The sequence below is a fragment of the Paraburkholderia susongensis genome, assembly GCF_900177725.1.
Taxonomy (GTDB): domain Bacteria; phylum Pseudomonadota; class Gammaproteobacteria; order Burkholderiales; family Burkholderiaceae; genus Paraburkholderia; species Paraburkholderia susongensis.
In genome coordinates, this window is sequence record NZ_FXAT01000001.1 from 386,471 (window position 1) to 400,414 (window position 13,944).

Sequence of the window (13,944 nt, forward strand, 5' to 3'; positions counted from 1 at the left end):
AGACGACCGCACAAAAAGCACAGGGGCGCAACGTCTCGTGAACGGCGGCAAAGTGTGTGTGGCGGCGTAGATGCAGCGCGCGTGCAGCACGCGCGGATTTGCCCGGGAATGAGATCGCTAGTGGCTGATCGGAAATGGACGGTAACGACGGATCACGCTCGCAAACCGGCAGCAAGGACCGATAGCGACAAAAGCGACGGCGAAATCGGGTCGGGCAAACAAGTAAACGTACCTGATTAGGCGCAAAAAGACAAGACGCAAAGAGCGTTCAAATACGCCGAATCGGGCTCGCCAAGGCCTGTTTTTCGCGGATTTACGCCTTATTTCACCCGTTCGTCTTTTAGGCGCGCCGATTCCGGAATAGTCCGTCTGGCTGGTCAGGCGATCAGCAGATCTTCGCGCCAGATGATTTTCACGCGTGCCTCTACGGAACACGACGCGTCGCTCAAAGCCGCGCGATTCACGCCGATGTGCGGCACGAACAGCAGTTCATCGCCGATGTAAAGCAACGGCACGTCGCGCTTCCATGCGGGAATGCCGCGCTCCTGGAACAGGTTCTTCAGCGTTCTGCCCGGCGCGTTCGGCGAGCCTGTACGCATGCGCTCGCCGCCGCGGCGCGCTCGCGCGCTGAGCAACGCGCGCTGGAGCACGCTGATGGGAACGGTGTCGGCGGCTTCAGCGTTGTTCGAGGCCGTATCGTTCGACGCGTTCGACGCGTTCGACGCGTTCGAAGCGTTCGACGCGTTCGAAGCGTTGGATACGTTGGATGCGCCGGGCGCATCGGCAGCCGCATCCAATGCCGCGAACACGAACGTGCCGCGCCACTGCGGCAGATGCCAGACTTCCTGCCCATGCCACGCGAGTTCGCTGATCTCGCGCGCGACGAGCGCGGTTTCGTCCGCAGGCTCGCGGCTGTCGCCCGCTTCCCAGTACACGAGACCACGATAGCTGCGCAACGCATGCCCCGCATGATCGATGCGCAGACGATGCCCTTCCTCGCTCGCGCCAACCTCGCGCAACTGACGCAACGCATCGGCAATACGCGCATTCGACGCGGCGACGAAGCCGAGCGTGCGCATCCAGTAGCGCAGAAGGTTCAGCGCGCGATCGTCGTCGAGCGCAAGCAGCACGTGCAGCGCGAGCGCGTGCCCTTCATCGCGCGAGGCCGTCTCCATGTCGATACGCGCAAGCGCATCGAGCAAACGCTGCGCCGATGCCGCATGTGCGGCCGTGCGCGCGAGCGCGTCGCGAAAACCGGGAAAGTGGACCGTGAGCGCCGGCGTCACTTCATGACGCAACGCATTGCGCGCATAACGCGTGTCGGCGTTCGACTCGTCGTCGATCCAGCGCAGCTTGCGTGCGCGCGCGTAGTGCTCGAGTTGCGCGCGCAGCAGGTGCAGCAGCGGCCGCACGCGCGTCGCCGACGCGCCCGCGGGCACGAACTCGGGCGCCATCGCCGCAAGCCCCGCGAGACCCGCTCCGCGCAGCAGTTGCAGCAGCACGGTCTCGGCCTGATCGTCCGCATGCTGTGCGAGCCACAGCGTGCGAATTCCACGGGCCGCGCACATCGCATCGAGCACGCGATAACGCGCGTCGCGCGCGGCCGCTTCGATGCTCACGCCCGGCGCGCGCGACACCTCGACGCGGCGCGCCTCGAATTCGACGCCACGTTCGCGCGCAAAGGCCTCGCAATGCGCGAGCCATGCATCGGCATGGGGACTCAGTCCGTGATGCACGTGCAACGCGACGCAACGCGATGCGCCTGCGACGCGCACCGCCGCATCGAGCAGCACGCTCGAATCGACGCCACCGCTGAACGCGACCGCGATGCGTGCGCTTGCATCGGACGCATCGAGCGCGGACAGCGCCGCGCCGAGCGCCTCGATGACGGGGCGCTCGGCGGATGAGTCGGCGGTGGTAGTCACGTCGTTAGCGCGTGATGCGCCGGTGAACGAAAGAAAGGGACAAAGACAACGCGCGCGGGCTTACGCACCCGGCGTCGTTTCCTTGAATTTGCCGTACGCCATCAGCCGTTCGAAACGGCGTTCGCGCAGGTCGCTGATGCTCATGCCCTGGAACTGACGCAGCGAATCGGCGAGCGCGCGGCGCAGCAGCGCGGCCATGCCCTTCGGGTCGCGATGCGCGCCGCCGAGCGGCTCGTTGACGATCTTGTCGATCAGGCCGAGCGCCTTCAGACGATGCGCGGTCAACCCAAGCGCCTCCGCCGCTTCCGGCGCCTTCGCGGCGCTCTTCCACAGGATCGATGCGCAGCCTTCCGGCGAAATCACCGAGTAGGTGGAGAACTGCAGCATCAGCACGCTATCGCCGACAGCGATCGCGAGCGCGCCGCCCGAACCGCCCTCGCCGATGATCGTCGCGATCAGCGGCGTCTTCAGTTCGGCCATCACGTACAGATTGCGGCCGATCGCCTCCGACTGGCCGCGCTCTTCCGCGCCGATGCCCGGGTATGCGCCCGGCGTGTCGATGAACGTGAAGATCGGCAGGCCGAATTTTTCGGCGAGACGCATCAGGCGCTCGGCCTTGCGATAGCCTTCCGGGCGCGGCATGCCGAAGTTGCGCAGCGCGCGCTCCTTCGTGTCGCGGCCCTTCTGATGGCCGATCACCATGCACGCCTGACCGTTGAAACGCGCGAGACCGCCGACGATCGACAGGTCGTCCGCGAAGCTGCGGTCGCCGTGCAGTTCATGAAAGTCGGTGAACAGTTCGTTCACGTAGTCGAACGTGTACGGGCGTTGCGGATGACGCGCGATTTGCGAAACCTGCCACGGTGTGAGGTTCGCGTACAGATCTTTGGTGAGCTGCTGGCTCTTCTTGGACAGCCGCTCGATTTCTTCCGAAATATCGACGGCCGAATCGTCCTGCACGAAGCGCAATTCTTCGATCTTCGCTTCGAGTTCAGCGATCGGCTGTTCGAAATCCAGAAACGTGGTCTTCATTGGTTGTAATCCTTGGACTTACCGGCAGCGCGTATTCTAACCGCGCGCGCCGATGTCAAAACCTTTTCTCAACTATCAATTTGAGATAATCGATAGTTTTCTGAAACGGTCTCGTTTCCTGTTCTTCTTCAGTAGTCGACCGGCAACGGATCGAGACTACGCCACATGTACCAGGTCGCGACGGTGCGCCACGGCTCCCAGTTCGCGGCAACCTCGCGCGCTTCGCTGCGCGTGACGGGTTCGCCGCTGAAATAGTTGACGCTGATCGCGCGGATCAGGCCGAGGTCGTCGAGCGGCAGCACGTCGGGACGCGACAGATTGAAGATCAGGAACATCTCCGCGGTCCAGCGGCCGATGCCGCGAATCTGCGTGAGTTCGGCGATCACTGCTTCGTCGTCCATCGACGTCCATTTACCGACGTGCAACGCGCCCGACACGAAATGCCGCGCGAGATCGAGCACATACTCGGCCTTGCGTTTGGACAAACCGCAGCCGGTCAACTTCTCGGGACCGAGCTTGATGAACTGCTGCGGCACGAGCTTCGGACACGCAGCCTCGACCCTGGCCCACGACGCCTGCGCGGAGGCGACCGAAATCTGCTGGCCGACCACCGAGCGCGCGAGCGTAACGAACGGATCGCCACGGCTCAACAAATGCACGGGGCCGAACTTCGGAATCAGCTTCTTCAGAATGCGGTCACGCTTGACGAGATCCGCACATGCCTTGTCCCAATACGCGGGACGCGTGACTTCAGGCGCGAGACCGCCGATCTGCACCGGCACAGCAACTTCGCTCGCGAGCGCGCTTGCGCCGGCTGCTTCGCCGTTAGCGCTGGCCGTGCTCGCAGCCGTGGCCGACACGCGTGTCTTGCGCACGACTTCGCCCGCGTTCGTGTCGCGCGCGAGTTCCTGCACGTCGCCCGCAAGCTTGGCCGCGAGTGTGGTCGAGCCCACACCATTGCCTTTCGCGCGCGAGGCCTCTCGTGTGGTCTTGACGCGTTTTGCGGCAAGCGCGTGCGCGGTTTCACCACCCGCGCCGCCCGCACCATTGAGCGCGCGTTTCGCCGCGCTCTTCTTCGCGGTGCCGCCCGCGGCAGCGTTGCCGCTTTTCGCCGCCGCCCCGGCAGCTTTCGACGACGCTTTCTCTACCGCGCCGCCTGCGCGAGCCGGCTTAGCAGCGGCAGCCGCTGCTGCCGCACTGGTTTGAGACGCAGCCCGTTTAGCCGGCGTCTTCGTGGCCGTTGCCATCCTGCCTCCTGCCTGGCGAGTCGATCAGAGGGAAGTGCGAGGTGCGCTCAAACGCGCCGCCACTCGGTCAACCCGCCGGGTTTGTCTTCGAGAGCAACACCGGCTTCGAGCAATTCGGCCCGGATCCGGTCTGCTGCCGCGTAGTCTTTTGCCTGCTTGGCCGCCACGCGCGCGGCGATCTTCGCTTCGATCGCGGCGGGCTCGAGCGCGCCTTCGACTGCAGCACCCGCTGCCTGCTGCAGATAGGCACGCGGTTCACGTCCGAGCAGCCCGAGCACCGCGCCAAGTGCACGCAATTGACGGGCCAGCGCGGGGTCGCGCGTGCGGTTCACTTCAGTAGCCAGTTCGAACAGCACCGATACCGCCACCGGCGTGTTGAAGTCGTCGTTCATGGCCGCCCGGAAACGCTGCGCATGCGCTTCGTTCCAGTCGAGCGCCGCGCTATCCGGCGTGACATCTTTCAACGCGGTGTACAGACGCGCCAGCGCATTGCGCGCGTCGTCGATATGCACGTCGCTGTAGTTCAGCGGCGAGCGGTAATGCGCACGCGCGATGAAGAAGCGCACGACCTCTGCATCGTACTGCGCAAGCACTTCGCGAATCGTAAAAAAATTGTTCAACGACTTCGACATCTTCTCATTGTCGATCTGTACGTAGCCGTTGTGCATCCAGTAATTGACGAATGTTTGTCCGGTCGCAGCCTCGCTTTGCGCGATCTCGTTTTCATGGTGCGGAAACTGCAGGTCCTGGCCGCCGCCGTGAATGTCGAACTGTTCGCCAAGCAGCGTGCAGCCCATCGCCGAGCACTCGATATGCCAGCCCGGACGGCCGCGCCCGTACTTCGAATCCCAGCCCGTGTCGGCGGGCTCTTCGGGCTTCGCTTTCTTCCACAGCACGAAGTCGAGCGGGTCCTGTTTCGCGTCGTTGGCCGCGACGCGTTCGCCCGCACGCAGGTCTTCGAGCGACTTGCCCGAAAGCTTGCCGTAGCCCGCGAATTTGCGCACCGCGTAGTTCACGTCGCCGTCGCTCGCCTGGTATGCGTAGCCGTTCTTCTCGAGCGTCTCGATCATGCCGAGCATCTGGGGAATGAAGTCGGTCGCGCGCGGTTCGATGTCGGGACGCTCGATGCCGAGCGCGTCCGCGTCTTCATGCAGCGCGGCGATGAAGCGATCGGTCAGCGCCTTGATGGTTTCTCCGTTCTCGAGCGCGCGGCGGATGATCTTGTCGTCGATGTCGGTAATGTTGCGCACGTAGGTCACGTCGTAGCCGAGCGTGCGCAGCCAGCGCTGCACGACGTCGAACACGACCATTACCCGCGCATGACCGACATGACAATAGTCGTACACGGTCATCCCGCAGACGTACATCCGCACGACGCCTTCCCGCAACGGCACGAAAGTTTGCTTGTCACGCGCGAGCGTGTTGTAGATGCGCAGAGATTCCATAGAGAATGGTGCGTGGGCCGAAAGAAATCCGCGTTGTGTTTCATGCGTGCCGCGACCCGCGAAACGAACAGGACAGCGGGTGCGTCGCATACAGCTAAACCGGCGCACCTCGTGCGGCGGTCAGGCTGCAGACGAGACTGCGAACCATGCGGAGACGGCCACGAGTGGCAAAAGACAGTCAGCGGTTCGACGGAACGCGCAGACCTTTTGTTAGAATGGCTCGGAGTATAACATCCAGACCTGAGCCTATGAAACACTCCAGCGGCCGCGCACACCGCGCTGCGACCCTCGCCGCGACTGCGTTTGGCGGCATTGTCAGCGGCGTTGCTTTCGAAGCGGCGCGCACCCTCGCGTTGCGTGTCACCGTGGCTGCCGCGCTGGCTGTCGTGCCGGTTGCGGGCGCGTATGCGCAGAAGGCAGCCGTCATGCCGCAAGGCCCTGCCGTGCGCGACGACACACCGGAAATCGACGCATCGATCGCGCAGAAAAACTGGCAAGCCGCACTGACCCAGCTCGATGCGCGCATCGCCTCGAATCCGCACGACGCGCAGGCCAGGTTCAAACGCGCCACGGTGCTTGCGCACCTGGGTCGCGACGACGAAGCGATCGCCGCCTTCACCGAACTCACGCAGCTCTACCCCGAACTGCCCGAGCCGTACAACAACCTCGCCACGCTGTACGCGAAGCACGGTCGTCTGACCGAAGCGCGCGCCGCGCTCGAAACGGCCACCCAGGTCAATCCGAACTACGGCCTCGCCTACGAGAATCTCGGCGACCTGTATCTGCGCATGGCCGATGCCGCCTACCGCCGCGCGCAAGGTATCGGCAAAGCGAGCCCGAGGACCACGCAGCGTCTCGCGGACATCCAGAAGATCGTCTCGCCGGCGCCCGCGGCTCAAACACCCGCGCAGCCCGCCTCTGCCGTCACGAGCGACTACACGACGCGCTCCCCCTCGAACATGACGCAAACGCCGAGCTTCCAGTTCGGCGGCGCAAACGGCTCGCTCGCCATGCCGCCTTACATGGCGCCGTCGCACTAGGGCCGGCCGCACTGCCCGCAGCACGTTTTCTCCAACCCCGAGGATCTTCATGAAATGGTTGATGTTGGCGCTCGGCAGCGCCGCCCTGATCGCAAACGCCCCTGCCTTTGCGCAGACCGGTTCGCAGGCTGGGTCACAGCCCGTTCATCCGTCGGTGCTGCTCAAGACGTCGGAAGGGGATATCCGCGTCGAGCTGTATCCCGAGAAAGCGCCGAAGACCGTTGCCAACTTCCTCGACTACGTGAAGTCCGGCCAGTACAGCGGCACGATTTTTCATCGCGTGATTTCGGGCTTCATGATCCAGGGCGGCGGCTATACGCAGAGCTTCGTTGAAAAACCGACGCGCGCGCCGATTCCGCTTGAAAGCCGCAGCGGCCTGAAGAACACCGCGGGCACCCTCGCGATGGCACGCACGAGCGATCCGAATTCGGCCACCGCGCAGTTCTTCATCAACACGGTGGACAATGCCAATCTCGACTACCCGAATCCGGACGGCAACGGCTACGCGGTATTCGGCCGCGTCACGAGCGGCATGGACGTCGTGAAGCGGATCGAGGCCACCCCCACCACCACGCGCGGTTCGATGAGCGACGTGCCGCAAAAACCGATCGTGATCGAATCGGCCACGGTGGTGAGCAAGTAAGCAGACGGTCGCGGTCGAGATTGAAGCTGCGGTCGAACCGCGGGGTCCCGGGCGTGCCGCGCGAGAGGTCGCCCGGCACACAGCACCGCACGACAACAACGCAGCAACAACGCGGCAATAACACGGCAATAACACGGCAATACGTGGCGCAATACAGGTCACGACAGCGCTCAGGCGTTTAACCCACGCTCCGGCGCGGCCTGTCGTCAGCACATGACGACGCTCCGCGCCTTTTATCCACTCCGTTCATCAAAGGATTCCATCATGGTCGAACTGCATACGAACCACGGCGTCATCAAACTCGAACTCGACGCCGAGAAGGCGCCCAAGTCGGTCGAGAACTTCCTCAACTACGTGAAGGCCGGCCACTACGACAACACGGTGTTCCACCGCGTGATCGACGGCTTCATGATCCAGGGCGGCGGCTTCGAACCCGGCATGAAGCAGAAGCCGACGGCCGAGCCGATCAACAACGAAGCGAACAACGGTCTGAAGAACGTGAACGGCTCGATCGCGATGGCTCGCACGAACGACCCGCATTCGGCAACCGCGCAATTCTTCATCAATGTGAACGACAACGACTTCCTGAACCACTCGTCGCCGACGCCGCAGGGCTGGGGCTATGCGGTGTTCGGCAAGGTCGTCGAAGGCATGGATATCGTCGAGAAGATCAAGAAGGTCAAGACGGGCTCGAAGGGCTTCCATCAGGACGTGCCGGTCGACGACGTCGTGATCGAGAAGGCGGTGGTCGTCGGCTGAACGATCGCTCAGGCATCATTCAGGCATCGACTCGTTTGAACTGAAATCAGGCACCTTCAATGCTGCAAGAAACGCCGCTGCGAAGCGTCGCCGCGGGCGTGCCTGGCGAGGGCCAACGCCCGCACGCCGCACGCCCGTTTTTCCTCCTGTCCGATCTTCATCTGAGCGAGGCGATCCCGCGCACGGTCGCCGCGTTCGAGCACTTCATCCGCGTCACCGCCGAAGCAGCGGATTCGGTGTTCATCCTCGGCGATCTGTTCGAGTACTGGATCGGCGACGACATGCTCAGCGAGCCGTTCCCCGCGCGCATGGCGGCGTTGCTGCATACGCTGTCCGAGCGCGGCATCGCGCTTTACATCATGCACGGCAATCGCGATTTCCTGCTTGGCAGGCGCTTCATGAAAGCGGCCGGCGCGATCTGGCTGCCCGATCCGTTCGTGATCACCGCGTTCGGCACGCGCGTCGCGCTCGCGCACGGCGACCGCCTGTGCACCGCGGATCGCGGCTATCAGCTGTTCAGGTGTTTCGCGCGCAATCCTCTCGCGCAGATGCTGTTTCTCGCGTGGCCGTTCCGCTGGCGCCGAAAGCTCGCGGAGAACATGCGCTCGAAGAGCGAGCATGGCCGGCTGCGGCCGGTGTCGATGAAATATGACGTGACGCCGAAGGGCGTCGCTGCGCTCTTCAAGGCATCGAAGACGGCGACGATCATTCACGGGCACACGCATCTGCCCGCGCGGCACCGCGAGCCGGGCGGCACGCGCTGGGTTCTGCCGGATTGGGATCTCGATCACGGCGAACGCCGCGGCGGGTATCTGCGGATCGACGCCGATGGAATCCGGGCGTTACCGCTCGACTGAGGCGCCGTCGTTGCGACGCCCGGCGCTGTGCGGCATGACTCCACGCAAGCGCGAATGAACCCGCATGCACCGCCGCACCGGACTCAACACAACGCTCAACGCTCTGCGACTGTGCCTTCCACCTTCCCCGCGATCGCGGCCGACAAACGCCGCAAATCGAGCAACGCCGCGTCCGCGCCTTCCAGACCTTCGAGGCTCGTGCCGAGGTGCTCGAGCGCATCGACAATCTCGTCGATGCGCCTTGACTGCGTGGCCGCATGATCGATGAGGCCGTGAATCGCGAGCGACACCGGGTCGTCCGCATTCGGCGTGATGCCATAGGCGCAGAACGCGCTCTTTTCCGCTGCGCGTTTTGCGTCGGCGGCGTTCGAAGCGGCGGCATTCGCCGTGACAGCGCTCGCGGCCGTCGATGCAGCGGCCGCCGGCACGATGATCCGCGCCGGATTGCCGACCGCCGTGCCGCGCGCCGGCACCGGTTTCGTGACGACCGCGTTCGAGCCGATCTTCGCATCCGCGCCGACCGTGAAGCCGCCGAGCACCTTCGCACCCGCGCCGACGATCACCCCGCGCTCGAGCGTCGGATGCCGTTTCGCGCCGCGTGTCAGCGACGTGCCACCGAGCGTCACACCCTGGTAGATCGTGCAGTCGTCGCCGATCTGCGCCGTCTCGCCGATCACGACGCCCATGCCGTGATCGATGAACACACGCCGCCCGAGCGTCGCGCCCGGATGGATTTCGATGCCGGTCATGAAACGCGCCATCTGCGAAACGAAGCGCGCGAGCCAGCGGCGCTTTGCCCGCCAGCACGCATGCGCGACCCGATGCAGCACGAGCGCGTGCAGGCCCGGATAACACGTGAGCACTTCCCATGCACTGCGGGCGGCGGGATCGCGCTCGCGGATCGTGGCGATATCTTCGCGAAGTCTCGTGAACATGGCAGGGACTGTGTTGTGGGAGGAAAAACCGTCTGCGTGGTTTCGGCGCGCTTCTGCATTTCGCGCCACGCCTATGACAGCGCGGCCGCCGCTTAGCACGGCGGCAGCTTTGCTTCGAACGTTTCGTGGATTGTAGGGCGATTGCGCGAAACCTGCCGGAAGCCCACGCTGCCCGCAAGGTCGTCCGTCGGACGGATGCGGCGCTTGCGGGCGCCGTGGGCGGACTCGTGTGAGGGCTTTACTGAAAACGCTCAGTCAGTCCGCTTCGTCTTCAACAGGATGTGCTTGGCGATGCCACGCACGATGTTGACCTCTTCGCGCTCGAGCCCCGAGCGCGCAAAGAGCCGCCGCAGACGCGACATCAGCTTCTTCGGATTGGCCGGATCGAGGAACTCGAGCGCGACGAGCGCGCTTTCCAGATGCGTGAACATGCTCTCGATCTCGTCGCTCGCCGCCATCTGCACGCGCGCGCCAGCGGATTCGGCCTGCCCTGCGCCCGCGCCCGCACGGGCCGCGGCGGACGCGCCGCTTGTGGTCCCAGCGCCCGGGCTGCTTCCCGTCCTGCCGTCCGCACGGCCTTGTGCGCCGCCGGTGGCGTCATCGGTGGCGAGATACGCGGTGCGCAGCTCGTACGCGAGCACCTGCACCGCCTGCGCGAGATTGAGCGAACTGTAGGCCGGATTGGCGGGAATATGCGCGAGCGCGCTGCATCGCTCGACGTCCTCGTTCGAGAGGCCCGTGCGCTCGTTGCCGAACACTATCGCGATCTCGCCGTGCACCGCCTCCTCGTGCGCGACGGCGGCGGCCGCGCGCGGCGTCCATTGCGGCGGACCATATTCGCGCAGCCGCGCGGTCAGCGCGATCGACCAATGCACGCCGGTCAGCGCGTCGGCGAGCGTCGGCACGACGTGCACGGAAGCCAGCACGTCGTCGGCGCCGCTCGCCATCGCGATCGCTTCGGGATCGTTCTGCACGTTCGACACGCGCGGCGACACCAGCACGAGCCGCGAGAAGCCCATGGTTTTCAGCGCGCGCGCCGCGGCGCCGACATTGCCGGGATGGCTGGGCTCGACGAGCACGAAGCGCGTCGACGTAAAGCCGCCGCGCAGGTCGGCGACGGTGGGATCGGAGGAATGGTGAGTGTGATCCACGATGAAACTCGGCAGACTAAAGACGCGTATGGTAGCGCCAACCCGCCGCCACGCCGAATCACGCGCATGCGCGACGGCGGCCGGACTCAGGTAAAATACCGCTTTTCGCGTCCGGTGCAGGCTTTTGCCGAGGCATCCGCCGAACCGGCCGCTACGTTCTTATCCAATTCGTCTCCGTCGACGGAATGCAGTGCGCTAAATGCGCGCCGGTGTTTCAGCCGGCCAGCCATTCCGTGCGGTTTCCGCGTCTTTGCGGCACCCCATCAGCGCAGGTTTAGCGCTTATTTACCGGCAAGCAGCCGTGCTGCTCCGGCACAAGGATCCAGGCTCATGCATCCCATGCTCAATATCGCTGTGAAGGCGGCACGCCGCGCAGCGCAGATCATCAACCGCGCGTCGCTCGACCTCGATCTGGTCCAGGTCAGCAAGAAGCAGCACAACGATTTCGTCACGGAGGTCGACAAGGCGTCTGAAGCAGCGATCATCGAAACGCTGAAGACCGCCTACCCCGATCACGCCATTCTCGCCGAAGAGTCGGGCAAGTCGGACCACGATTCCGAATACCAGTGGATCATCGATCCGCTCGACGGCACCACGAACTTCATCCACGGCTTCCCGTACTACTGCGTGTCGATTGCGCTCGCTCACAAGGGCCTCGTCACGCAGGCCGTCGTCTACGACCCGAACCGCAACGACCTCTTCACCGCATCGCGCGGCCGCGGCGCATTCCTGAACGATCGCCGCCTGCGCGTCGCCAAGCGCGACCGTCTCGCCGACTGCCTGATCGGCACCGGCTTCCCGTTCCGTGAACAGGACAGCCTCGAATCGTACGGCCGCCAGTTCGCCGAAATGACCGAAGCCTGCGCGGGCCTGCGCCGTCCGGGCGCCGCCGCGCTCGACCTCGCGAACGTCGCCGCCGGCCGCATGGACGGCTTCTTCGAGCAAGGCCTCAACGCGTGGGATGTCGCGGCGGGCAGCCTGCTGATCACCGAAGCCGGCGGTCTCGTCGGCAACTACACGGGCGACTCGGATTTCCTGCACGTCGGCGAAATCGTCGCCGGCAACCCGAAGGTCTACGCGCAGATGATTCCGGTTCTGTCGCGCTATAGCCGCACGCGTCAGCAGTCGGCCTAACGCGCGCCGCCGCGGCGGGTCTGCGGTTTGCGTAATCGATCCGGTTTGCGTACTCGATCGATAGGCAGGAAAGCGGCTTCGGCCGCTTTTTTGTTTGGCCGCGCTGCAGCGCACACACGTTCGTGCTACAAAGCCGGAATGCCGTGGGAGCAAGTTCTTGCCGATGCGCGGTGACCGTGCCGGGGCGCGAACCTCTTGCGGTTCGTATGACACCGCCCTCTTCGCATAGCTCGCGTGCCGCCATTGCGGGCGTCGGGCTTCGCCGTTGCCCGTTCATCCACCGCGCCGCAGCCGGGACCGTTGCCTGCCCCACTCCCGTTTGGCCCTGCCCTTGACTTCGCCCCATTCCCGCCCGGCGAGCAGCCTCTCACCCGCTTCATGAAAAAAGGCTTCTACACAATCATTGCAGCGCAGTTCGTTTCGTCGCTCGCGGACAATGCGTTGCTGATCGCCGCCATCGCGCTGCTTTCGGTGATTCGCTCGGCCGCCTGGGTCACGCCGCTGCTGCAGATTTTCTTCACGATCTCGTACGTGCTGCTCGCGCCGTTCGTCGGCGCGTTCGCCGACTCGATGCAGAAGCGCCACGTGATGTTCGTCTCCAATGCGCTGAAGGCAAGCGGCTGCCTGCTGATGATTGCCGGCGTTCATCCGATGCTTGCCTACGGCGTGGTCGGCTTCGGCGCGGCCGCCTATTCGCCGGCCAAGTACGGCATTCTCACCGAGCTGCTGCCCGCCGAAAAGCTCGTCAAAGCGAACGCGTGGCTCGAATCGGCCACCGTTCTCTCGACGATCGCCGGCACGATGCTCGGCGGCGCGCTGATCAGCGCATTGGCCGCACGCTTCGTCGCGCGCGCGCATCTGCCGCTGATCTCCTCCGCCGCCGATCTCGCCATGTTCGCGGTGATGATCACCTACGCGATCGCCGCCGCGATCAACATCTTCATTCCCGATACGGGCGCGCGCTACCCGAACCAGTTGTCGGAGCCGAGGAAGCTGGTCGGCGACTTCTATCACTGCTTCAACGTGCTGTGGGCCGACAAGCTCGCGCAGATCGCGCTGTGGGTCACAACGCTGATGTGGGGTGCCGCGGTGACGATGCAGTTGCTCGTGCTCAAATGGGCCAACGTGAACCTCGGGCTGTCGTTGCCGAAAGCAGCGGTGATGCAGGGCGTGACCGGTGTCGGCATCGCGCTCGGCGCAGCGGGCGCGGCCGCGCTGATTCCGCTGCGCCGATCGCTGCGAGTGCTGCCGGTCGGCGTGCTGATCGGCGCGGTGGCAATCGCCATGGCGTTCTACAACAAGGATCTGTTCCCGATGGGCGCCGGTCTGCGCGTCGGCTCGCACGTCGCGCCCGCCTACATCCTGTTCGCCTATCCGCTGATGATCGTGCTCGGCTCGCTGTCGGGCTTCTTCATCGTGCCGATGAACGCGATCCTTCAGCATCGCGGCGCGACGCTGCTCTCGGCCGGCCACTCGATCGCCGTGCAGAACTTCAACCAGAACCTCGCCGTGCTGCTGATGCTCGGCATCTACGCGCTGCTGCTCATCGCGAAGATGCCCGCGCAGTGGATCATCGTCGTGTTCGGCAGCTTCATCACGCTGATGATGTGGCTCGCCAAACGGCGCAGCGCGGCGAATGAGCGCATGAGCGACATGCGCGCGATGATCGAGGAATGAATGCATAACGGTCGTCCTGCAATGATCCGGAGCGCTTGTGCGAACGCGCGTGTCACTACGCCACGGCGGCATGACGCATCCATTGCAGCCGGTTCGCCG

Annotated in this window: 12 protein-coding genes; 6 read left to right on the forward strand and 6 right to left on the reverse strand. The window is 64.6% G+C overall.

The annotated features are described in order from the left end of the window. Window positions 1-377: 377 nt before the first annotated feature. From tilS to cysS, 4 genes are all read right to left on the reverse strand, one after another. The gene (tilS, locus tag B9Z01_RS01805) at window positions 378-1,925 is read right to left on the reverse strand and encodes a tRNA lysidine(34) synthetase TilS (protein ID WP_085480548.1); all 1,548 of its coding nucleotides are present in this window, start codon (window positions 1,923-1,925) and stop codon (window positions 378-380) included. 60 nt (window positions 1,926-1,985) lie between these two features. Further along, window positions 1,986-2,957: an acetyl-CoA carboxylase carboxyltransferase subunit alpha gene (locus B9Z01_RS01810; RefSeq protein ID WP_085480549.1), complete on the reverse strand. Its 972-nt coding sequence runs from the start codon at window positions 2,955-2,957 to the stop codon at window positions 1,986-1,988. Between the two features lie 128 nt (window positions 2,958-3,085). After that, window positions 3,086-4,204: a DNA-3-methyladenine glycosylase family protein gene (locus B9Z01_RS01815; RefSeq protein WP_085480550.1), complete on the reverse strand. Its 1,119-nt coding sequence runs from the start codon at window positions 4,202-4,204 to the stop codon at window positions 3,086-3,088. Between the two features lie 47 nt (window positions 4,205-4,251). Beyond that, entirely contained in the window at window positions 4,252-5,649 is a 1,398-nt protein-coding gene (gene cysS / locus B9Z01_RS01820; RefSeq protein WP_085480551.1) for a cysteine--tRNA ligase, read from the reverse strand. A 248-nt stretch (window positions 5,650-5,897) separates the two neighbouring features. On the opposite strand from cysS, the gene B9Z01_RS01830 reads away from it, so the two are divergent. The 4 genes from B9Z01_RS01830 to B9Z01_RS01845 all read left to right on the forward strand — a co-directional run bounded on the left by B9Z01_RS01830 (window position 5,898) and on the right by B9Z01_RS01845 (window position 8,948). Further along, complete coding sequence (locus B9Z01_RS01830) at window positions 5,898-6,689, forward strand: tetratricopeptide repeat protein (protein WP_085480553.1); 792 nt, start codon at window positions 5,898-5,900, stop codon at window positions 6,687-6,689. Window positions 6,690-6,738: 49 nt separating this feature from the next. After that, window positions 6,739-7,332, forward strand: coding sequence for a peptidylprolyl isomerase (locus B9Z01_RS01835; protein WP_085480554.1), 594 nt, complete (start codon window positions 6,739-6,741; stop codon window positions 7,330-7,332). A gap of 264 nt (window positions 7,333-7,596) precedes the next feature. Then, window positions 7,597-8,091, forward strand: a complete 495-nt coding sequence (locus B9Z01_RS01840) for a peptidylprolyl isomerase (RefSeq protein ID WP_085480555.1) — start codon at window positions 7,597-7,599, stop codon at window positions 8,089-8,091. 59 nt (window positions 8,092-8,150) lie between these two features. Further along, entirely contained in the window at window positions 8,151-8,948 is a 798-nt protein-coding gene (locus tag B9Z01_RS01845; RefSeq protein WP_085480556.1) for a UDP-2,3-diacylglucosamine diphosphatase, read from the forward strand. 95 nt (window positions 8,949-9,043) lie between these two features. Here the strand turns inward: B9Z01_RS01845 and cysE are convergent, their stop codons facing one another. Both cysE and B9Z01_RS01855 read right to left on the reverse strand, forming a co-directional pair. After that, the gene (gene cysE / locus B9Z01_RS01850; RefSeq protein WP_085480557.1) at window positions 9,044-9,883 is read right to left on the reverse strand and encodes a serine O-acetyltransferase; all 840 of its coding nucleotides are present in this window, start codon (window positions 9,881-9,883) and stop codon (window positions 9,044-9,046) included. Between the two features lie 251 nt (window positions 9,884-10,134). Continuing rightward, window positions 10,135-11,034: an RNA methyltransferase gene (locus tag B9Z01_RS01855; protein ID WP_085480558.1), complete on the reverse strand. Its 900-nt coding sequence runs from the start codon at window positions 11,032-11,034 to the stop codon at window positions 10,135-10,137. 330 nt (window positions 11,035-11,364) lie between these two features. Between B9Z01_RS01855 and B9Z01_RS01860 the strand changes: the two genes are divergently transcribed. Together B9Z01_RS01860 and lplT are read left to right on the forward strand one after the other, a co-directional pair. Further along, window positions 11,365-12,168, forward strand: coding sequence for an inositol monophosphatase family protein (locus B9Z01_RS01860; RefSeq protein WP_085480559.1), 804 nt, complete (start codon window positions 11,365-11,367; stop codon window positions 12,166-12,168). Between the two features lie 378 nt (window positions 12,169-12,546). Then, complete coding sequence (gene lplT, locus B9Z01_RS01865; RefSeq protein WP_085480560.1) at window positions 12,547-13,845, forward strand: lysophospholipid transporter LplT; 1,299 nt, start codon at window positions 12,547-12,549, stop codon at window positions 13,843-13,845. Window positions 13,846-13,944: the final 99 nt, after the last annotated feature.

Coding starts and splice junctions, on each gene's coding strand:
- B9Z01_RS01860 (WP_085480559.1), top strand. CDS start 11,365: ATGCATCCCATGCTCAATATCGCTGTGAAGGCGGCACGCCGCGCAGCG.
- B9Z01_RS01845 (WP_085480556.1), top strand. CDS start 8,151: ATGCTGCAAGAAACGCCGCTGCGAAGCGTCGCCGCGGGCGTGCCTGGC.
- B9Z01_RS01840 (WP_085480555.1), top strand. CDS start 7,597: ATGGTCGAACTGCATACGAACCACGGCGTCATCAAACTCGAACTCGAC.
- lplT (WP_085480560.1), top strand. CDS start 12,547: ATGAAAAAAGGCTTCTACACAATCATTGCAGCGCAGTTCGTTTCGTCG.
- B9Z01_RS01815 (WP_085480550.1), bottom strand. CDS start 4,204: ATGGCAACGGCCACGAAGACGCCGGCTAAACGGGCTGCGTCTCAAACC.
- cysS (WP_085480551.1), bottom strand. CDS start 5,649: ATGGAATCTCTGCGCATCTACAACACGCTCGCGCGTGACAAGCAAACT.
- B9Z01_RS01830 (WP_085480553.1), top strand. CDS start 5,898: ATGAAACACTCCAGCGGCCGCGCACACCGCGCTGCGACCCTCGCCGCG.
- B9Z01_RS01810 (WP_085480549.1), bottom strand. CDS start 2,957: ATGAAGACCACGTTTCTGGATTTCGAACAGCCGATCGCTGAACTCGAA.
- B9Z01_RS01835 (WP_085480554.1), top strand. CDS start 6,739: ATGAAATGGTTGATGTTGGCGCTCGGCAGCGCCGCCCTGATCGCAAAC.
- cysE (WP_085480557.1), bottom strand. CDS start 9,883: ATGTTCACGAGACTTCGCGAAGATATCGCCACGATCCGCGAGCGCGAT.